11 protein-coding genes are annotated in these 20,991 nt (G+C 70.9%); 9 read left to right on the forward strand and 2 right to left on the reverse strand.

The window, feature by feature from the left end:
- Positions 1–100 precede the first annotated feature (100 nt).
- The 7 genes from EER34_RS06295 (at position 101) to EER34_RS06325 (ending at position 7,912) form a co-directional block, all read left to right on the forward strand.
- Positions 101–3,022 (forward strand): Na+/H+ antiporter subunit A, encoded by a 2,922-nt coding sequence (locus EER34_RS06295; RefSeq protein WP_127473656.1) that lies wholly within the window; start codon positions 101–103, stop codon positions 3,020–3,022.
- Positions 3,019–3,567: a Na(+)/H(+) antiporter subunit C gene (locus EER34_RS06300; protein ID WP_127473657.1), complete on the forward strand. Its 549-nt coding sequence runs from the start codon at positions 3,019–3,021 to the stop codon at positions 3,565–3,567. The genes EER34_RS06295 and EER34_RS06300 overlap by 4 nt, the downstream gene beginning before the upstream one ends.
- Positions 3,564–5,159, forward strand: a complete 1,596-nt coding sequence (locus tag EER34_RS06305) for a Na+/H+ antiporter subunit D (protein ID WP_127473658.1) — start codon at positions 3,564–3,566, stop codon at positions 5,157–5,159. Before EER34_RS06300 ends, EER34_RS06305 begins: the two co-directional genes overlap by 4 nt.
- Positions 5,160–5,164: 5 nt before the next feature.
- Positions 5,165–5,758 carry a Na+/H+ antiporter subunit E gene (locus EER34_RS06310; RefSeq protein WP_240642244.1) on the forward strand — a complete coding sequence of 198 codons (594 nt, stop codon included), beginning with the start codon at positions 5,165–5,167 and terminating at the stop codon, positions 5,756–5,758.
- Positions 5,755–6,024: an MrpF/PhaF family protein gene (locus EER34_RS06315; RefSeq protein WP_127473659.1), complete on the forward strand. Its 270-nt coding sequence runs from the start codon at positions 5,755–5,757 to the stop codon at positions 6,022–6,024. Before EER34_RS06310 ends, EER34_RS06315 begins: the two co-directional genes overlap by 4 nt.
- Positions 6,021–6,383, forward strand: coding sequence for a monovalent cation/H(+) antiporter subunit G (mnhG, locus tag EER34_RS06320; RefSeq protein ID WP_420845962.1), 363 nt, complete (start codon positions 6,021–6,023; stop codon positions 6,381–6,383). Before EER34_RS06315 ends, mnhG begins: the two co-directional genes overlap by 4 nt.
- Before the next feature lie 602 nt (positions 6,384–6,985).
- Positions 6,986–7,912 (forward strand): hypothetical protein, encoded by a 927-nt coding sequence (locus tag EER34_RS06325; protein WP_127473660.1) that lies wholly within the window; start codon positions 6,986–6,988, stop codon positions 7,910–7,912.
- A gap of 282 nt (positions 7,913–8,194) precedes the next feature.
- On the opposite strand, the gene EER34_RS06330 is transcribed toward EER34_RS06325, so the two are convergent.
- Both EER34_RS06330 and argG read right to left on the reverse strand, forming a co-directional pair.
- Positions 8,195–10,813, reverse strand: coding sequence for a penicillin acylase family protein (locus tag EER34_RS06330; RefSeq protein WP_127473661.1), 2,619 nt, complete (start codon positions 10,811–10,813; stop codon positions 8,195–8,197).
- 202 nt (positions 10,814–11,015) lie between these two features.
- Positions 11,016–12,455, reverse strand: a complete 1,440-nt coding sequence (argG, locus tag EER34_RS06335) for an argininosuccinate synthase (protein WP_127473662.1) — start codon at positions 12,453–12,455, stop codon at positions 11,016–11,018.
- Positions 12,456–12,544: 89 nt separating this feature from the next.
- Here argG and EER34_RS06340 point away from each other — a divergent pair, with 89 nt between their 5' ends.
- Together EER34_RS06340 and EER34_RS06345 are read left to right on the forward strand one after the other, a co-directional pair.
- Positions 12,545–13,783: a DUF1254 domain-containing protein gene (locus EER34_RS06340; RefSeq protein WP_205791393.1), complete on the forward strand. Its 1,239-nt coding sequence runs from the start codon at positions 12,545–12,547 to the stop codon at positions 13,781–13,783.
- Positions 13,784–13,958: 175 nt separating this feature from the next.
- Positions 13,959–20,981: a DUF5979 domain-containing protein gene (locus EER34_RS06345; protein WP_164743466.1), complete on the forward strand. Its 7,023-nt coding sequence runs from the start codon at positions 13,959–13,961 to the stop codon at positions 20,979–20,981.
- The last annotated feature ends 10 nt before the right edge of the window (positions 20,982–20,991 follow it).

Genomic DNA, 20,991 nt, shown 5'->3' on the forward strand with positions numbered 1-20,991 from the left:
CGGCCGCGTCGGCCGACAGCGCCGGTAGACTCGACCCGACACCCTGATCGCCCGAGCCGCGCGCGTGAGCCCCCGGCCGACGACCACGAGGAGGCCGCGGATGCTGCTTCTCCTCGGCGCGTTCGCGGTGGTTCCGCTGCTGCTCCCGTGGCTGGCCGGCCGCATCGGCCCCCGGGCGTTCTACGTCGCCGCGGTGCTGCCGATCGTGGCTTTCGCGTACGCCGCGGTCCTGACCCCTGCGGTGCTGTCGGGCGACACCCCGTTCGAGTCGTACGACTGGATCCCGCCGCTCGGGATCGAGCTGTCGATGCGCATGGACACGCTCGCGTGGCTCATGACCCTCATCGTCACCGGCGTCGGCGCGCTCGTCATGGTCTACTGCCGCTGGTACTTCCGCGGGAAGAGCGAGGGCCTCGGCCAGTTCTCCGCCGTCCTGCTCGCGTTCGCCGGCGCGATGTACGGCTTGGTGCTCACCGACGACCTCGTCGTGCTGGTGATGTTCTGGGAGATCACCAGCGTGCTGTCGTACCTGCTCATCGGGTACTACAACCGGCGCGCGGCGAGCCGCCGCGCCGCACTGCAGGCACTCCTGGTCACGACCCTCGGCGGTCTCGTGATGCTGATCGGCGTCGTGCTGCTCGTCGTCGACGCGGGCACGTCGAGCATCTCGACGATCCTCGCCGAGGCCCCCGCCGGTCCGATCGTCGACGCCGCGCTCGTGCTCCTGCTCGTCGGCGCGCTGAGCAAGTCCGCGATCTTCCCCTTCCACTTCTGGCTGCCCGGCGCGATGGCGGCGCCGACGCCGGTCAGCGCCTACCTCCACGCCGCGGCGATGGTGAAGGCGGGCATCTATCTCATCGCGCTGCTCGCGCCCGTCTTCGCGGTGGCGCCGACCTGGCGCCCGATCGTGATCTCGCTCGGCGTCTTCACGATGCTGCTCGGCGGGTTCCAGGCGCTGCGTGAGACCGACCTCAAGCGCATCCTCGCGTTCGGCACCGTCAGCCAGCTCGGACTCCTCGCGGTCGTCCTCGGCTACGGCACGCGAGACACCGCGCTCGCCGGGCTCGCGCTCCTGCTCAGCCACGCGCTGTTCAAGTCCGCCCTCTTCCTCGTGGTCGGCGTGATCGACCGACAGCTGTCCACCCGCGACATCGGCGAGCTCAGCGGCGTCGGCCGCCAAGCCCCCGTCATGGCGACCTTCTCGATCATCGCCGTGTGCTCGATGGTCGGCGTCTTCCCGACCATCGGCTTCGTCGCGAAGGAGGGGGCGCTCACCGCCCTCCTCGACGAGGCGCTGTCCGGTGCGCCGTGGGGCATCGTCGCGTTCGCCGGAATGGTCGTGGGATCCGTCCTCACGGCGGGCTACGGCATCCGATTCATCTGGGGCGCATTCTGGACGAAGCGGGATGACGCGCGCCGGCCGCTGCCGCCGACGAGATGGCCGGATCCGCCGATCGGATTCCTCGGCGCACCGGTGCTCCTGTCAGGGCTCACGGTGATCGCAGGATTCGCCGCGCCCCAGCTCGACGTCGCGTTCGCCGGCTACGCCGACCTGGCCCCGCTCGGCGCGGCGGAGCATCCTGCCCACCTCGCCCTCTGGCACGGCTTCGAGCCGGCGCTGTGGATCTCGCTCGCGACGATCGCGGTCGGGGCCGTCGTGTTCTGGTTCACGGCGCGCACCCGCTGGTCGAAGCGGGTGCTGCCCTTCAGCGCGGCCGACGTGTACAACGCCGCGCTCCGGGGGATCGCGCGGCTCTCGGTGATCACGACGAGCTTCACCCAGCGCGGATCGCTTCCTGTCTACGTCGGCACGATCTTCGTCGTGTTCGTCGCTGCGGAGGGAACAGCGCTGCTCGCGAGTCCCGAGTGGAAGCTCGAGCTGGACGCGTTCCACACGCCGATGCAGCTCGTGGTCGCCCCGATCATGATCATCGCCGGACTCGTCGCGGTGCGGGCGCGCAAGCGCTACACCGGCGTCGTGCTCGTCTCGGCCACCGGCCTCGGGATGGTCATGCTCTTCGCGACCAGCGGTGCGCCCGACCTCGCGCTCACCCAGATCCTCGTCGAGACGGTCACGCTCGTCGCCTTCGCCCTCGTGCTCCGCCGGATCCCCGCGCGTCTCGGCGAGCACAACGCCTCGGTGTGGCCGGTCGCGCGCGCCGTGCTCGCGGCCGCGGTCGGCGCGACGATGGCCGCCGTCGCGCTCGTCGCGACCTCCGCCCGCAGCTACAAGCCCATCTCGGAGCGGTTCCCCGAGCTCGCCTACGAACTCGGCCACGGCAAGAACGTCGTGAACGTCGCGCTCGTCGACCTGCGCGGATGGGACACGATGGGCGAGCTGTCGGTGCTCATCCTCGCCGCGACGGGCGTGGCATCCCTCGTGTTCGTCACGCACCGCTCCGATACGCTGTCGCGGTTCATCGCCCCGCTCCCGGCAGCCGCCGCGCGCACGCGGCGCCCGCTCGTCGAGACCGAGGAGGGCGTCAAGCCACGGGGCGAGGGGCGGGGTCGTATGGCGTGGCTCGTGGGCGGACAGCGCGTGCGGCCCGAGAACCGCTCGATCATGCTCGAGGTCATCGTGCGGATCCTCTTCCACACGATCATCATCGTGTCGCTCTACCTGCTGTTCGCCGGGCACAACCTCCCCGGCGGCGGCTTCGCGGGCGGTCTCGTCGCCGGCATGGCGCTGGTCATGCGCTACGTCGCCGGCGGGCGGTACGAGCTCGGCGCGGCTGCGCCGACCGACGCCGGACGCCTGCTCGGAGTCGGGATGACGATCGCCGTCGCGTGCGCGATCGTGCCCCTGTTCTTCGGCGCGGCCCCTCTCACGAGCACCTACTTCGAGGCCGACATCCCGGTGCTCGGCCACGTCGAGTTCGTGACGTCGACCCTGTTCGACGTCGGCGTCTACCTGGTCGTGATCGGGCTGGTGCTCGACGTGCTGCGCAGCCTCGGCGCCGAGGTCGACCGGCAGGCCCACGAGGCCCGCGACGGGCAGCGGCCGGGGGTGAGCGTCTCGTGAGCGTCTCCGTCGTCCTCGTCGTCGTGATGGCCGTGCTGTTCGCGTGCGGTGTCTACGCCATGCTCGAGCGCAGCCTCACTCGCGTGCTCATCGGGTTCCTGCTGCTCGGCAACGCCACGAATCTGCTGCTGCTCATCGTGATGGGCGCCCCAGGCGTGGCCCCCTTCTTCGGAGCGGCGAGCAGCCCCGAAGAGATGTCCGACCCGCTTCCGCAGGCGCTGACCCTCACGGCGATCGTCATCACCTTCGCCGTGTCGGCGTTCCTCCTCGCCCTCATCTACCGGTCGTGGCAGCTCGGTCAGGCCGACACGGTCGAGGACGACGAGGCCGACCGCGCCGTGCGCGAGGGCACCGCCGACGTCGACGAGACGATGGACGAGGAGATCGAGATCGAGGACGAGGACGACGACGCGACGACGGACTTCGTCGGGCTCGACACCTCGCCGATCACGGTGCTCGGCAGCCGCGACTTCGCCGGGCTGCGCGACGACGCCCCCGTCGACCGTCCCGCCGACCCCGGGAGCAAGGGCGGTGACGACGCATGATCTCCTTCGCCCCCGCGCTCGTCCCGCTGCTGGTGACGCTGCCGCTGCTCGGCGCGGCCATCGCGCTCATCGCCGGTCGTCACCGCCGCACCCAGGTCGTGGTGTCGGTCGCCACGCTGTCGGTCGTCTGCGTGATCGCGGCGATCCTGCTCTACGTCGTCGACACGAGCGACGAGGCCATCGCCGTCTCGGTCGGCGGCTGGCCGATCCCGTTCGGCATCGTGCTCTACGTCGACCGGCTCGCCGCGCTGCTCGTCGTGGTCTCGAGCATCGTGCTGCTCGCGGTCCTGCTCTTCTCGGTCGGCCAGGGCGCCGCCGACGGCGACGACGAGACGCCCGTCTCGATCTTCCACCCCTCGTACCTGATCCTCGCGGCAGGCATCTTCAACGCGTTCATCGCGGGCGACCTGTTCAACCTCTACGTCGGGTTCGAGATCCTTCTCGTGGCCTCGTACGTGCTGATCACCCTCGGCTCGACCGAGTCGCGCATCCGCACCGGCGTCGTCTACATCGTCGTCTCGCTGGTGTCGTCGATCCTGTTCCTCGCGTCGATCGCGATGATCTACGGCGCGCTCGGCACCGTCAACATGGTGCAGATCTCGCAGCGCATGGGCGAGCTCCCGCAGGAGACCCAGCTCGTGCTGCACCTCATGCTGCTCCTGGCGTTCAGCATCAAGGCCGCGATCTTCCCGCTGTCCTTCTGGCTGCCCGACTCGTACCCGACCGCGCCCGCACCCGTCACGGCGGTGTTCGCGGGCCTGCTGACCAAGGTCGGCGTCTACGCGATCATCCGCACCGAGACCGAGCTGTTCCTCGACAACGACGTGAACTTCCTGCTCATGGTGGTGGCGCTCGCGACGATGATCGTCGGCGTCCTCGGCGCCGTCGCGCAGGCCGAGCTCAAGCGAATCCTGTCGTTCACGCTGGTGAGCCACGTCGGGTACATGATCTTCGGTCTCGCGATCGCGACACCCGCGGCGATCGGCGCGACGATCTACTACATGGTCCACCACATCGTGGTGCAGACGACCCTCTTCCTCGCCGTCGGCCTCGTGGAGCGCCGTGCGGGCAGCACCTCCATCCTCCGGGTCAAGGGCCTCATGCGCGCGGCCCCCGTCATCGCGATCCTGTACTTCATCCCGGCGGTGAACCTCGGCGGACTGCCGCCGTTCTCGGGGTTCATCGGCAAGTTCGCACTGTTCGACGCGGCGGCCGAGGTCGGGACGCCGATCATGATGGTGCTCATCGTGGGCGGCATCCTCACCAGCCTCCTCACCCTCTACGCGCTGATGCGCGCGTGGAACCTCGCTTTCTGGCGCGAGGAGGACGACTCCGCCGAGACCGAGGCGCGCATCTCGTACCTCGGCGCATCGCCCGGGGGCGTCGACACCGAGCGCCGCGTCATCCCGAGGATCATGACCGCGTCCACCGCCGGCATGGTCGCGATCACGGTCGCGCTGACGATCTTCGCCGGCCCGCTCTACGACGTCTGCACGCGCATCGGAGCAGCGCTGCTCGAACCGGTCACGCTCGTGCAGCTGCAGGAGCAGCACGACGTGAGCACCGGCGGCTCCGAGGAGGTGCAGCCGTGACCGACATGCGCCAGACCGCCGCCGGCGGCGAGAAGAAGATGCTCCTGACGCGCGTCTGGCGTCAGCTGCCGTTCTTCGTATGGCTCATCGCGCTGTGGATGCTGCTGTGGGGCCAGTTCACGTGGGTGGCGTTCCTCACCGGCCTGGTCGCGGCGGTCGTCGTCACCCGCGTCTTCCGCCTGCCTCCGGTCGAGCTGTCGGGCCGTGTGAACCTCTGGTACGGCCTCGTCTTCGTGCTCGAGTTCATCGTCGCGCTCGTGCACGGGTCGCTGACCGTCGCCGCGCAGGTGCTGAACTTCGGACGTCAGCCCGGCACGGCGATCATCGCTGTGCCGCTCGTGACGGACGACGACCTGATCATGACGCACACCGGGGTGACGGCATCCCTGATCCCCGGCTCGCTCATCGTCGACACCGATCGCGACCGCCGCATCCTCTACCTCCACGTCATCGGCGTCCGCACCGCCCGCGATGTGGAGCGCCAGCGCGAGAGCGTGCGCAATTGGGAGCGGCGCATCGTGATGGCGGTCGGCTCGCCGGCGCAGGTGAAGCTGGTGCGAGCGGATGCCTCGGCCCGGGCAGGGGAGGACGCCTCGTGAACGTGCTGCTCATCGCCATCTACGTCGTGTTCGGCGTCGCCGCGCTGCTGACCCTGTGGCGCATCATCATCGGGCCGTCGATCCTCGACAGGGCGGTGGCATCCGATGTGCTCCTCACCGAGGTGATGTGCGTGCTCGGCGCCGAGATGGCGATCAACCACCACACCCGGTCGCTGCCGGTGCTGCTGATCATCGCCGCCGTCGGGGTGTTCGGGTCGATCTCGATCGCCCGGTTCGTCGCACGAAGGGACAACACGGAGCGATGACCATCGAACAGTGGCTCGACCTCGCCGCGCTGATCCTGATCCTGATCGGCGGCGTTCTGTGCCTCACCGCCGCGATCGGCCTGCTGCGGTTCCGCGACGTGCCGACCCGCCTGCACGCGGCCACGAAGCCGCAGGTGCTCGGGCTCGTCCTCATCTGCCTCGCGATCGCGCTGTCGCTGCGGTCGTGGCCGGTGGTGGCGTTCCTCGTGCCGATCGTGCTCATCCAGCTCGCGACCGCGCCGCTCTCGGCGCACATGGTCGGGCGCCAGGCCTACCGCAACGGCACGATCGACGAGACGGCGCTGCTCGTCGACGAGCTCGCCGATTCGCGCCGCACGCCCCCCGCCGCCGGCGGCTGACTCCCGTTCCGCGCCGCGCCCGCCCCGCGTCCCGCGCCCGCCCGTCCCGTCCCGCCCCAGCCGGTCCCGCGCCCGCCGGTCCCGTCCCGCGCCCGCCGGTCCCACGCCCCCCGGTCTCGTCCCGCGCCCGCCGGCCCCGCCCCGCACCCGCCGGTCCCACGCCCGCCCGTCCCGCCCGCGCCAGTCCGTCCCGCCCCGCGCCCGCCCGTCCCGCCCCCGCCGGACCCACGCCCGCCCGTCCCGCCCCGCGCCCGCCGGTCCCGCCCCGCGCCAGTCCGTCCCGCCCCGCGCCCGCCGGTCCCACGCCCCCCGGTCTCGTCCCGCGCCCGCCGGCCCCGCCCCGCACCCGCCGGTCCCACGCCCGCCGGTCCCGTCCCGCGCCCGCCCGTCCCGCCCCGCGCCCGCCGTCCCGCCCGCGCCCGCCCGTCCCCGGCGAGAGTGCACGAATGACGGTCCACCCAAGCACTGCACGGTCGATTGTGCGCTTTCGGGGCACTTCTGCGCGGCGCCGCGGCTTCTCCACAGGGTGCGGGCCGGCGGCCGCGTTCCCCGAAAGGCCCGCGCGGGCAGCGGCTGAGCGCCGCGGAGGGCATCGTCGATCCATGGTCGCGCTCCCGCCGTGGATGGACGGTGTTCCGTTCTCCCTCGCGCAGGGGCGCGAGGCCGGGCTGTCGGATGCCGTCATGCGACGTCGCGGGTTCGAACGTCCGCACTGGGGCGTGCGCGTGGCGGGCGCGGGCGGGCGAAGCGGCGACGACTTCGTCGACCGGTGCTGGTCGCTGCGCGTCGCCCTGCCGCCGGACGCCCTGCTGAGCCATGCCACCGCCGCGCGGCTGTGGGGGATGCCTCTTCCCCCGGGTATTCCGGATGAGTTGCACGTTCTCACGGAAGGAACCGTCGCGGTCCGCCGGCGCGGGGTCGTGGGCTGGAGGCGCAGCTCGCCGCAGGGGTCGGCCGCGATCGTCCATGGTCTGCCGGTGACCACCCCGGCCGACACCTGGGTCTCGCTCGCGACGATGACGGCGGGTCGCGGGCGCAGCGTCGGTCGCGAGTGGCTCGTCGCGACCGCGGACTTCCTGGTCTCCGGTCGGCGGACGAGGTTCGGCCGAGAGGCGGCGCTCGCCACCATGGATGATCTGGCCGCTGCCCTTCGTACGCACGGCTCACGGCGCGGTGCGGCGCTCCTCCGGTGGGCACTGCCCCGCGTGCGGACTCCGGTGGACTCTCCCCCGGAGACCCTCCTCCGACTCGGGCTGGTCCGGGAGCGGCTTCCGGAGCCCGCCGTGCAGCCCGCGGTCCTGACCGCTGCCGGCGTGCGGCATCCCGATCTCGGCTACATCGAACGGCGCGTGCTGCTGGAGTACCTCGGTGACGTCCATCGCTCCGATCGCCGCACGTGGCTGCAGGATCTGCAACGCGTGCGGCTCTTCGAAGACCAGGGGTTCAGGGTCGTGCTCGTCGGGGCCGCTGATCTCTCGAGCGACGGCCTTCGACTCCTCAGCGCCCACGTCCGGAGACTCCTGGCGTGAACGCCGACTGTGGTCGAGAGGGCATGAATCGCCGAGGCAGGAACGCCGCCGCCGTCGTTCGTGCACTCTCGCCGCCGGTCGGCCGCCGGACCGGGGGCGCGGACCGGACCGGCCGCCGGACCGGGGGCGCGGACCGGACCGGCCGCCGGACCGCGGGCGCGGACCGGGGGCGCGGACCGGGGGCGCGGACCGGACCGGGGGCGCGGACCGGGGGCGCGGACCGGGGGCGCGGACCGGGGGCGCGGACCTCGGCCGCCGGACCGGGGCGCGGACCGGGGGGGGTCAGGGCGCGGGGACGAGAGTGAGGGTGTTCGACGTCGACCGGGCCACGGCATCCCGCGAGAACGCCCACGGCGTCATCTCGGCCCGCTGCCACGTCGCCGTCTGGTCGATGTAGTTCGGGTGGAACGTGTGGCCGCTGGTGCCGGTGAAGTGGTTCCAGCGCGAGTCGTCGAAGTCGGCCAGGTCGACCACCATGCGCATCGACGGCACGGTCACGGTCGCGAAGCCCTCGTCCATCGTCCAGCCCGTCGCGTTGACGACGGACGAGCCGCCGCCGACCGGGAACGGCCCGCGGTTGAAGAGCCACTCGATGGGGGCGATACCCGACGCGCCGAACGTGTCGCTGATGAGCGGCAGCGCGTGCAGCGAGCCCCAGTTCCACTTCGCGCTGTTCTCGCCCTGCAGCTCCGCGAGCCGCGCACGGGCGTCGATCGCAGAGCGCGTCAGCATCTCCTCCTGCGAGGTCACGCCGAGGGACTCGTTCGTCCACCACTCGGACGAGGGGTCGCGCAGCAGGCTGTCGACGACGAGGAACAGGCGCGCCTGATCGGACAGCGGCACCGGGTGCTCACGGCCCTCGACGAACAGGTTGTCGGCGAGCTCGCTCCACAGCACGTTCGCGTACGCGGCGGCCGGCGAGTCGGCGTCGTTCTGGGCATCCCAGGTTCGCAGCAGGTCGAGCGCGGCATCCGTCCCCTCGTCGCCCGTCTCGATCTCGAGGTACGCGCCGGAGAGCCGCATGCCGAGGAAGAAGCCGTTGTCTGCCTGGATGTCGCGCATGTCGTCGGCCGTCAGCGAGCCGTTCGCCGACTTCCGCTGGATGAGGTCGACGATCCGCGCCGCGCGCCAGCCGTAGTCCCAGTCCCGTGTGAGGAAGTACGGATAGTCCTCGGCGACGATGGCGTTGTTCGCCGTAACGATGTAGCCCTCGTCGGGGTTGTACGAGACGGGCAGGTCCTCGAACGGGATGTAGCCCTGCCAGTCGTACGCCGAGTCCCAGCCGGGCTGCGGCATCGAGCCGTCGCCGGCACCGCGGAGCGGGAGGCTTCCGGGCGTCTGATAGCCGATGTTGCCGTCGACGTCTGCGTAGATGAGGTTCTGCGCCGGCACGGCGAACAGCTGTGCGGCGCCTCGGAAGTCGTCGAAGTCCTGCGCGCGGTTGAGGGCGAAGATCGCCGACGGCGTCGACGCCGGCGAGAGCGCCGTCCACTGCAGGCTCACCGCGTACTGGCCGGTGGGGGCGTCCGCGGACTGCTCGACGAAACCGCCGGTGCCGGTGTACGGGGCATCGGCGATGGCCGTGTAGTCGTCGGTGAGGCCGGAGATGATCGGCCCGTGGCCCGTCGAACGGATGACGAGTTCCTCGTCGGCACCGCCGGCGACCTTCAGCGTCTCCGTCCGGACGTCGAGCGGCACCAGCTCGCCGTCGCGCCAGTAGCTGTCGCCCTCGACCTTCTCGAGGTAGAGGTCGGTCACGTCGGTGGTCAGGTTGGTGAAGCCCCACGCGATGCGGGCGTTGTGGCCGATGATGACTCCGGGAACGCCCGAGAAGCCGAATCCGGCGACGTCGAACGCGCAGTCCTCCGAGACGACGCGGCACTTCAGGTTCACCTGATGCCACACGCTCGGCAGCGAGGCGCCCAGGTGCGGGTCGTTGGCCAGCAGCGGCTTCCCGCTGTCGGTGAGGTGTCCCGAGACCACCCACGAGTTCGAGCCGATGCCCTCGCCCACGCCTCCGACGAGCTCGCTCACGGCCTCGACGACGCCGTCGACCTCGGACCACTCGATCGAGGCGGTGGCGGCATCGGCCTCGCCGTCCTTGGCCACGTCGGCGACGGTGCCGACGGCCGGAACGGACGAGATCGACGGCACGATGACCGGATTCCGGTCGAACGGGTACGCGGGGTAGAGCTCCCGCATCTGGTCGGCGGTGAAGTGGGGCGCGATGACGGCGCGCTCCGTCTCCTCCTCGATGTTGGAGCGGAGGTCCCATGCCATCGCCTTGAGCCACGCGACCGAGTCGGCGGGCGTCCACGGCTCGATCTCGTAACCGTCGTTCTGGAGGCCCAGCACCGCGTACTCGAACGAGACGTCGGCACCCTGGTGCTCGGCGAGATACGCGTTCACCCCGTCGGCGTAGGACTCGTAGTAGGCGCGAGTGGTGTCGTCGAGCGCCGCGACCTCCCGCTCGGCGATCTCGCGCCAGCCGAGTGTGCGGAGGAACCGGTCGGTCGGGAGCTGTGACTCGCCGAACAGCTCCGACAGGCGACCGCTGGTCACGTGGCGACGGAAGTCCATCTCCCAGAAGCGGTCCTGCGCGTGGACGTAGCCCTGGGCGAAGAACAGGTCGTCGGCCGTGCCGGCTGTGATCGTCGGGATGCCGAGCGCGTCGCGCTGCACCGTGACCTCCTCGCCGAGCCCGCCGACGGCGACCGCACCGTCGACCTGAGGGAACGACCGCTGGATCGTGTACGCGACGAATCCGGTGGCGATGAGGGCGATCACGACGACGCCGGCGGCCACGCTGAACAGCGTGATGCCGATCCTGCGCCCTAGGGAGCGTCGCGGGGTCTCGGCCGTGTCGACGCTGTCTGCGGGCGCGGTGGAGGGCTTCGACATTGAAGGTCTTTCAGATCGGCGAGAGGGCGGAACGCGATGTCATGCGCCGCGGTCCTCGGTGTCGCGCTTTCGGGTCGCGTGCACCGTCTGGCATCGTAACCCGCCCCCGGTCAGGCGGCGAATCACCTGGGGACGGATGCCGCAGCGGGTGTCTCGTCGCGGCGACCCGCGACCCACGGCACTCGGTCCGAAGACCGGGGCGTCAGTCCGTTCCGGCGTCGTACATCGCCGATTCGGATGCCGCCTCGATCGCGTCGTCGAGGGCATCGGTGGCGGCATCCTGCGTCTCGGCGCGCTCTGTGATCTCGTCGGCCTCGCCCGCGGTCACGCGCCCGACGAGGTCGCCCGCGGCGCCGCCGATGATGCCCTGCGCGGCGTAGTGCTCGAGGCGGGCCCGCGAGTCGGCGATGTCGAGGTTGCGCATCGTCAGCTGGCCGATGCGGTCGGTCGGGCCGAACGCGGCGTCGCCCACGCGCTCCATCGAAAGCTTCTCCGGGTGATACGACAGGCCGGGCCCGGAGGTGTCGAGGATCGTGTAGTCCTCGCCCCGGCGCAGCCGCAGCGTCACCGAGCCCGTGATGGTGGAGCCGACCCACTTCTGGATGGACTCGCGGAGCATGAGGGACTGCGGCTCGAGCCAGCGGCCCTCGTACATCAGACGGCCGAGTCGGCGGCCCTGCTCGTGGTACGTGGCCAGGGTGTCCTCGTTGAGGATGCCGTTGAGCAGTCGCTCGTACGCGATGAAGAGGAGGGCCATGCCCGGCGCCTCGTAGATGCCGCGCGACTTCGCCTCGATGATGCGGTTCTCGATCTGGTCGCTCATGCCGAGGCCGTGACGGCCTCCGATGCGGTTCGCCTCGAAGACGAGCGCGACCGGATCGAACTCGACGCCGTTGAGCGCGACAGGGCGACCGGCCTCGAAGGTGACGGTGACGTCCTCGGTCTCGATCTCGACCGACGGGTTCCAGAAGCGCACGCCCATGATCGGCTCGACCGTCTCGAGCGACACGTCGAGGTGCTCGAGCGTCTTCGCCTCGTGCGTCGCGCCCCAGATGTTCGCATCGGTCGAGTACGCCTTCTCCGCGGAGTCGCGGTAGGGGAAGCCGTGCTCGATGAGCCACTCGCTCATCTCCTTGCGCCCGCCGAGCTCGGTGACGAAGTCGGCGTCGAGCCACGGCTTGTAGATGCGCAGCGCCGGGTTGGCCAGCAGGCCGTAGCGGTAGAACCGCTCGATGTCGTTCCCCTTGTAGGTGGACCCGTCGCCCCAGATGTCAACGCCGTCCTCCTTCATCGCGCGGACGAGCAGGGTGCCCGTGACGGCGCGGCCGATCGGCGTCGTGTTGAAGTAGGTGCGGCCGCCGGAGCGGATGTGGAACGCGCCGCACGCCAGGGCGCCGAAGCCCTCCTCGACGAGTGCGGGCTTGCAGTCCACGATGCGCGCGATCTCGGCGCCGTACTGCAGCGCACGATCGGGGATCGACGCGATGTCGTCCTCGTCGGGCTGACCGAGGTCGCCGGTGTAGGTGCAGGGGACGGCGCCCTTGTCGCGCATCCACGCGACGGCGACGGAGGTGTCCAGGCCCCCGGAGAAGGCGATGCCGACGCGCTCGCCGACGGGCAGTGACTGGAGGACCTTCGACATGACTCCAGTCTACTGAGGCGGTTGTCAACCCTTTTCCGCTGTGACGGCGTGGAATGGCGCCCGGGCGGTCGGTGGTCCAGAGTGGAACCATGACGATCCACGTGAACGCCGACAACTTCGCGCGCGCTGAAACCGACCGGATGTTCGCGGACATCCAGCGCGAGGCCGGCGGCGTGAACACGTTCCGGCACAACCGTGAGCCGGCGTCGATCGACGCGCAGACCGTGATCCGGCTCAACCGGGACACCCTGTACAGCTTCGCGATCGTCGACCTCTCCGACGGGGCGACGGTGGTGGTGCCGGATGCCGGCGACCGCTACCTCTCCGTGATGATCGTCGATCACGACCACTATGTCCGCGGCGTCATCCACGAGGCCGGCGAGCACGACATCGTCGCGCTGGCGCCCGACACCGACTACGTCCTCGTCGCCGCTCGCACCCTGGTCGACCCCGACGATCCCGCCGACCTGGCGAACGTCGCCGAGATCCAGGACGCGCTTCGCCTCGACGTCGGATCAGCCGTCGACTTCGTCAGCCCCGAGTACGACCCGGGGTCGCTCGACGCCACGCGCAACGCGCTGCTCGCGCTCGCCGCAGGACTGCGCTCGTTCGACCGCACGTTCGGCGCCCGCGACGAGGTCGACCCCGTCCGGCACCTCATCGGCACGGCGGCGGGCTGGGGCGGGCTGCCCGTCTCGGAGGCGTCGTATGTCGGCGTCGACCCGCAGCTTCCCGTGGGCTTCTACGACCTGACGATGCACGATGTGCCGGTCGACGCGTTCTGGTCGGTCTCGGTCTACAACGCGGCCGGATACTTCGAGCCCACCCCCGAGGCCCGCTACACGGTCAACAGCGTCACGGGCGTGCGCGACGAGGACGGCGCGGTCACCGTGCACTTCACACCTCCGGGCGGCGCGACCGAGCCGAACAGCATCCCGCTCCCCGAGGGCTGGAACTACCTGATCCGTCTCTACCGGCCGCGTCCGGCATTCGCCGACGGCGAGTGGCACGTGCCCGATCTGGTCCGTCGGCGCGACCGCGAGGCCGAGTTCGCGGCCGCGAACCCGGCCGAGGCGGAGAGCGGTCCTGAAGACGCGCCGGTCGGGGCCGACGCGGCCGCTGCCTTCGTCGTGTCCGGTGACGGTGCGGCATCCGTCGATCCCGAGGCGACCTCCCCGGACGCGTCGGAGCCCGTCGACATGCCTTCGGTCGAGCCGTCCGACCTGGCTTCCGACGAACCGTCCGATGCACCCTCCGTCGGGTCGCCCGAGGCGCCGTCCGGCGACGTGCGATCCGACGCGGACGCCCCGCCCCCCGACGAGGACTGACCCGCTCGGGTGCCCCCACGGTGCACTCCTTGCACACCAGCAACACTGGTGTCCGGTTGGGTCGGTGGCTAGGCTGACCGAACGGCGCACCGCCAGCTGGGTCAACGGGTAGTGCGCACGAGCGACCGCAACGGGGGTTCTGGTGCAGTTCACGGCGCGTCTGAGAGCGGCGGCGTTGGCTGTCGCGGCAATGCTCACCCTCTCGTTGGCCGTCTCGCCGACCGCGTTCGCCGCACCCGTCCTCCCCGACCCCGCCCCCGGCGATGTGACCGCGGTCGCCTCGCTCACCAAGGATGCGAGTGTCGACGTCATCGCGCCGGGAGAGACGTTCACCTACACGCTCACGGTGGGATGCTCGTCGATCACCGATGTCGGCTGCCGCGACGCCGTCCTCACCGACGTGGTGCCGGCGCCGTTCGTGGTCGTCGACGCCGTGGTGGGCGCGGGTGTGAACACCGCGCTCGAGCCGGCGATCTCGGGAAACACCGTCACCGTCACCTGGGTCACCGACCTCGACGGCGCCTCGGGCGATGAGGTCGGGATCCTGGATGCCACGACCGGCGTCGTCGAGATCACCGCGCAGCTTCCCGCCGACGCGTCGTACGACGCGAACGGTGTCGAGGTCTTCAACGAGGCGTACATCGAGGGCGCGAACTTCGTCGACGTGCCGGCATCCGCCGGCGTGACCCCCGTCATCCCGCTCGACCTGGCCACGACCCCCGCGAAGACGATCGCGCCCGGCTCGGCGATCGCCACCCCCGGCACCCCGGTCACCGCGACGCTCGGCGGGAGCAACGACTCGAACGCCACCGTCGACACGCTCGTGATCCAGGATCCGGCCGTCGAGACCGCGTCGCCGAACCCCTTCGAGTACCTCGGCTTCGCCGGCTTCGGCACGGTCGCGCCGCCGGCGGGCACGACGACGACGACATACGAGGTCTACGTGCCGCCGACGTGGGTGGCGGCGCCCGGCGGGGTGCTCCCTGCGGGCGTCGACGCCGAGGACGTCCGCGGCACGCGGGTCACGTTCGACGGCGAGATCCCGGCCGGCGCCACCGCGTCTGTCGAGCTCGACCTCGCCACGACCGACCTCGCCGCCGCGCAGTCGGACGGCACGGTCGTGGAGAACACCGTGTCGTCCGAGGTGGCGCTCGACGGCGAGAGCGCGACCGCCGACACGAGCGCCGACTTCACGATCCTTGCGAACGACGTCCAGGTCGGCGCGACGAAGTCGTTCGACCCGAACCTCGTGGTCGCCGGCGAGCCCAGCACAGTGACGATCGGCGCGACGAACGAGTCCACGATCCCGCTCGAGGAGCTCACGATCCGCGAGCCCGCCGTCGGCGACTTCCCCGCCGAGTACACGTTCGCGGGCGTCACGAGCCCCGTCGACTACCCCGCCGGGGCGACGTCCGGCACGATCGTCTACCACCTGATCGGCGGCGGCGAGCAGTCCGAGTCGTTCGTCGACGGGGCCGTGCCTCCTGCGACCGAGGGCGATCCGGCGCTGGTGGCCTGGTTCGAGGTGGTCTTCGAGGGCACGATCCAGCCCGGCGCCGAGACATCCGTCGTCTTCGACGTCGCGACCGATCCCGACCTCGCAGGGCTTCCCCTCACCGTGACGAACGTGGTCGGCGTGCAGGGCGAGAACCAGGGCGTCACCGGCGACGCGGATGCCTCGGCCGATCTCTACATCTACGACGAGGTCGTCGAGCCGTACATCGGCAAGCAGGTGCGCCCGTCGCAGATCCTCGCTGTGCCCGGCCAGATCGTGACGGTGTCGCTGGCGGGCGGTCTCACCGATCGCCCGAACCCGCCGGACACCACGACCGGGTCGACCGGCAACGCTCAGGTCATCGTGATCCAGGACCCTCAGGACCCGATCGAGGGCGACGTGTGGTGGAACGCGTTCGACATCACCGCGATCACGCAGACGCCCGTACCGGCGCAGTCGTCGCTCACGATCGAGTACTACGACACGACCGACGGGCAGTGGAAGGTGCTCACCGCCGGGATCGACGGCCCGCAGATCTACTCCGCGCCGATCGATCCCACGATCTCGGCCGTGGCCGGAGGCATCCGCTTCACCTACACGTACACGGGCGACGACGGCCTGGGCTTCCCGCCCGGGACGGACCTGGCCCCGAACTTCACCAGCGAGCTGCGCCCCACCGGCCGCTACACCGGAACACCGCCGTTCTCCGACGACGAGTCGACGTTCGTCCCGAACTGCGCCCAGTCGTCGGCCGAGGCGATCACCCCGGGTGTGCCCGGCGGGTCGGCCACGATGCCGACCGAGGACTGCCCCGAAGTCGAGCTCATCCCAGCCGATCCCGGCAACGCGGACCTCATCGACAAGGCGTTCGGCACGTCGAGCTCGGGCGGACTGAAGTCGGTCATCGCCCGCTCAGGCGACACGATCCCTTCGACGCTGTCGTGGTCGACCGGCGGCTACTCCGGGCTCGAGACGGTGCAGATCACCGATGTCGCGGCACCATCGGACACGCCGATCGCGGCGAGCATGTACGACGCGTTCAACCTCACGCGCGTGCAGGCGATCACCCCGGCCACGGATCCCCTCATCGTGTACGACCAGGTGCTCGAGGTGCTGCTGTGGAACGGGACCGCGTGGGTCGACGCGACGAACGACCCGTGCCCGGCGGGCTGCGTCGGGCAGTTCCCCGGCGTGAACCTCACCGCCGCGGAGCAGGCGAGCACGACCGGCGTGCGGCTGATCTTCGCCGAGAGCCCCGATCGCGCCGCTGCTTCGGCGGGCAGCCCCGACGCCCCGCCGGTCGGATCGGGCGTCGCACGGTCGTTCGGCAACACGCGTCCGGTCACCCTCGTGTGGCAGGTGCGCGACGAGCGCCGGTCCGACGGCGTGCCCGTGCTGGGCGACGTCGTCTACAACCTCGCCCAGCCGGGGGTGGTCCGCAACACCGCGCGCGCCGAGGGCTTCCCCGCCGAAGGCGACCCGATCGGCTCGGATGCCTCGGACGACGTCGTCATCGTGGATGTGCCGATCACGACGACGACCGACAAGAACTGGCAGGGCGGGCCCCTCGCGGTGCCGACCGATCCGAGCATCCCGGCCGGCCAGTATCCCTTGAGCCGGATCACGGTGACGACGCGCAACACCACGCCGGCGCGCGTGGATCAGCTCGTGATCAACGACCCCGCGCCCGGTTCGGCGACGAACCGGCGGCAGGACCCGTTCGAGGCGTTCACGTTCAACAACTTCTCCTCGATCACCGTTCCGGCCGGAACGACCTCATCCAGCGTGCGGCTCTTCTGCCCGAGCGGACAGGCGCCCGCGGACTACACCGTCGCCCAGGCGCTCGCGCTCGTCCCCGCCGCGCTGCCGTGCGACGTCACGGGCATCCAGGTGACCTTCGACGGCCGGATCGCCGCGAACGGCGCCGGAGTGGTCGCCTTCGACGTGCGGCTGCGTCCGTACTGGCGGGGCACCACCGAACGGGTGTCGGTCGCCGACTCGCCGATCTCGAACACGGCCCAGGGCATCGTCGCCGACATCGAGCCGATCGGCGCCTGCCCGCCGCCGGCGGACTCCCGCTATGCGTGCGACCAGGAGACGGCGCTGATCCAGCTGCAGGAGCCGACCTTCTCGGTCACCGCCGGCAAGTCGTTCTCTCCGGCGTCTCAGAAGGACGGCGACACCGGTCAGATCACGATGACCCTCACGGGGCAGCCCGGCGGGTCCGCGCGGCCGCGGTTCATGACGATCACGGACGAGGACCCGACGTTCTGGAACGCGATGGACTTCGCGGGAATGGCTCCCACGTGGACCCTGCCCGTCCCGGTCGGCCAGGTGCGCGCGTGCTACCTGTCAGGAGGCGATTTCAGTGCGGCGAACGTCGAGGCCGACAGCGTCGGCGGCACGTGGACGTGCCAGCCGATCACGCCGGGCTCGATGACGACCGCGACGGCGACGGCGTTCCTCGACGCCGCGCCGGACGACCTCCACGGCGTGCGCTTCACGTTCGCCCAGGCCAACGACCTCGGGTGGCAGAATCCGTCGAACCCGGTCGTCAGCGTGCCCGTGCTTCTGGAGCGCCGCACAGACCTCCGCAGCGGCGGTCCGGTGCCGACCACCCGCGCCGACCAGGTCCCGTCTCCCGGCGAGGAGGACGCGGGCATCTTCTGGAACACGGTCGAGGTCGACGGAGAGTCGGCCAACGTCGGCTCGGGGCCGCTGACCGACAGCGACACCGCCGACGCCGAGTACCGCTACCTCCATCTCGAGGCGGCGATCACCGTGACGAAGTCGCCGAACGGCGACATCCGGCCCGGCGCCGTCGTGCCGTTCACGCTCACCTTCACCAACAGCGGCGAGGCCCCGCTGCACGACCCGCTGTTCGAGGATCGCCTGCCGACGGACGAGGACGGCATCATGCTCGTGCTCGATCCCGATCGCGATCCGACGGTCTCGCCGTACGCGTTCGCGCTGACCGGCGCCGCACCCGTTCCGCCGAACGGCACCGCGCTGCCCACCGATCCGGATGAGGTCGACGTCGACGTCCTCGACGACACGATCTTCTTCCGGATGCCCGGGGGCAGCGTCCTCGAGCCGGGTCAGACGTACACGATCACGATCCAGCTCATGCTCCGGCCGGGCCTCCCCGCCGGGACGCAGGTGCAGAACTGGGCGGTCGTCAGTGTCGACGAGCCGCTGGACGACTGCGTCCCCACCACTGGACCCGACGGCGAGTGCATGGACGACGCGATCGTCTCGCCGCTCGCGGTCCCCGCGCTCAGCACGATCAAGTACGTGCGGTCGGATGTCGACCACGGCCAGCCGGGGATCCCCGAGGTGTTCTCCACCATCGAGGGCTACGAATGCGACGGCACCGCGGTCGCGGGCCGGTTCTACCGCGCGCCCTGCATCCCGGTCACACTCCCCGGCGGCACCGAGACCTGGCGGTTCCGCGTCGTGAACGCAGGCACCCTGCCCCTCGATCAGGTCGTCTCGATCGACAACCTCCCGACGCCGGGCGACCAGGGCCTCATCGTGCAGCTGCCCCGCGAGAGCGAGTGGGAGCCGACCTTCGTCGGCGCCGTCGAACTGGTGCCGACGGCCACCACGCCGGCAGGCGCCGTCCTGACCACGTACTACTCGACCTCGGCGGTGCCCTGCACGGCCGACCTGAATCCTCTCGGCGCGCCCTGCGGCGCGGGCGCGTGGCTGCCGCTCGACGGCTCCGTCGACCCGGCGCTGGTGCGCAGCCTGAAGTTCGTCGTGGAGTTCCCCGACGCCGACCCGCTGCAGCCGGCCGAGACCCTCGACATCCAGTTCCAGACCCGCACGACGCCCGAGGCGCGCGCCGCGTCGGACTTCCCGATCGCGTACAACACGGTCTCGACAGGCGGCTCCGCGATCGGTGCCACCCCGACCGTCGTTCCCGCCACCGAGGGTCGACGTGTCGGCGTCAGCCACCCGACCGGCCCGATCGAGCTGCAGAAGATCGTCTCAGGCCCCGCCGCCGAGTTCGCGCCGGACGGGTTCCCCGTGCAGCTGACATGCGAGAGCGCGGGCGTCGAGGTGCTGTCGCTGCCCGAACTGGTGCTCGTGCCCGGCGCCGATCCCGTCGTCGTCGATCGCCTGCCATGGGGGTCGGAATGCACCGCGAGCGAGGGCCAGTACGGCCAGACGTCGACGATCATCGGCACCGCGATCGTGGGCGGACCGGAGGACGAGATCGGCCTCATCTCGGTCGAGAACGTGTACGAGGTCTCGGCCCTCACCATTCGCAAGACGGTGGACGGCGGCGGCGAGGACGCCCTCGGCGATCCGGTCGTGTACGGGCCGTTCGCCTTCAGTGTCAGCTGCACGTTCGACGGCGTCGAGGTGTGGGCGACCGGCTACGACGCCGACAACCCGATGGCGGAATCGCTGACCACCGACGAGACCTGGGCGCTCGCCGGACTTCCGGTGGGCACGGAGTGCGTCGTCACCGAGGACGACACGCTCGATGCCGTGGCCACCTCGTTCGTGGTGAGCGTCGACGGCGAAGCGCAGGAGCCCGTGGAGGGAACCGAGGTGACCGTCACGGTCGTCGACGGGGCGAGTGTCGACGTCGAGGCGATCAACGAGTTCACCGCCGGGTCTCTCATCCTGGAGAAGGTCCGCGACGGTGAGGCGTGGGAGGAGTACGGGCAGGGTCCGTTCCGACTCGCGGTCGACTGCACGTTCGACACCGGCAGCGGGCCTGCCCGCGTCTGGGCCGGCTTCGTGACGCTGGATGCGGAGAACGGCTACGCATCCGAGATCGAGGACATCGCCACGGGTGCGACATGCACCGTCGCCGAGGTGACCACGGGTGGCGCGACGGCCGTCGCCGTCGAGCCCGGCGAGGTCACGATCGGCGACGCCGGGACGCCGGTCACCGTCGTCGTCACCAACACGTTCGACGCGGGCTCGATCACGGTGACCAAGGAGATCGTGGGCGACGGAGCCGACCTGTGGGGCGCGGGGCCCTTCGAGGTGACCCTCGCGTGCACGACGCCGCTCGGCCTCGCGGTCGATCTGCCCTTCGATCCGGTGCGCGAGCTCGCCGCCCCCGGCTACACGACGACGTACGAGCCGCTGCTCATCGGCCTCGACTGCACCGTCACCGAGACCGACACCGGTGGTGCGACCTCGACGATCGTCACCGACGCGCAGGGCGAGCCGATCGACGTGATCGAGGTCCCCGCCGACGACGTCGCGGTCACCGTGACCAACACGTTCGACCTCGGATCGCTCGCGGTGACGAAGACCGTCTCGGGCGGGGATGCCGCAGCCCACGAAGACGATGTGTTCGAGGTCTCGGTCGCGTGCATCTGGGACGGCCAGGAGATCGAGGTGCCCGGCGGTGCGGTGCGCCCGGTCACCGCGGCCGAGCCCGCGCTGTACGAGGACCTGCCGGTCGGAGCGGAGTGCGCGGTCACGGAGACCGATGCCGGCGACGCGGATGCGGTGACGCTGACGCCCGCCTCATCCGACGACCCGTCGACGGCGATCGTGACGATCGAGGCGGCTGCCGAGGCATCCGTCAACGTCGACAACCGGTTCGACCCGCCGCTGCCCGCGACCGGGTCCGACTCGACGCACCTCGCGGGTGTCGGAGGGATCGCGTTCCTGGTGATCGCGGCCGGCGTGCTCGCGGTCGTCGGGGCTCGCCGCCGCCGCGACGCCTGACTCACGACGA

It is taken from the genome of Microbacterium sulfonylureivorans (assembly GCF_003999995.1).
In the GTDB taxonomy this organism is placed as follows: Bacteria; Actinomycetota; Actinomycetes; order Actinomycetales; family Microbacteriaceae; genus Microbacterium; species Microbacterium sulfonylureivorans.

Excerpts from the sequence above, each read along its gene's own strand:
- EER34_RS06295 (WP_127473656.1), top strand. The coding sequence starts at position 101 with ATGCTGCTTCTCCTCGGCGCGTTCGCGGTGGTTCCGCTGCTGCTCCCG.
- EER34_RS06330 (WP_127473661.1), bottom strand. The coding sequence starts at position 10,813 with ATGTCGAAGCCCTCCACCGCGCCCGCAGACAGCGTCGACACGGCCGAG.
- argG (WP_127473662.1), bottom strand. The coding sequence starts at position 12,455 with ATGTCGAAGGTCCTCCAGTCACTGCCCGTCGGCGAGCGCGTCGGCATC.
- EER34_RS06340 (WP_205791393.1), top strand. The coding sequence starts at position 12,545 with ATGACGATCCACGTGAACGCCGACAACTTCGCGCGCGCTGAAACCGAC.
- mnhG (WP_420845962.1), top strand. The coding sequence starts at position 6,021 with ATGACCATCGAACAGTGGCTCGACCTCGCCGCGCTGATCCTGATCCTG.
- EER34_RS06325 (WP_127473660.1), top strand. The coding sequence starts at position 6,986 with ATGGTCGCGCTCCCGCCGTGGATGGACGGTGTTCCGTTCTCCCTCGCG.
- EER34_RS06305 (WP_127473658.1), top strand. The coding sequence starts at position 3,564 with ATGATCTCCTTCGCCCCCGCGCTCGTCCCGCTGCTGGTGACGCTGCCG.
- EER34_RS06310 (WP_240642244.1), top strand. The coding sequence starts at position 5,165 with ATGCGCCAGACCGCCGCCGGCGGCGAGAAGAAGATGCTCCTGACGCGC.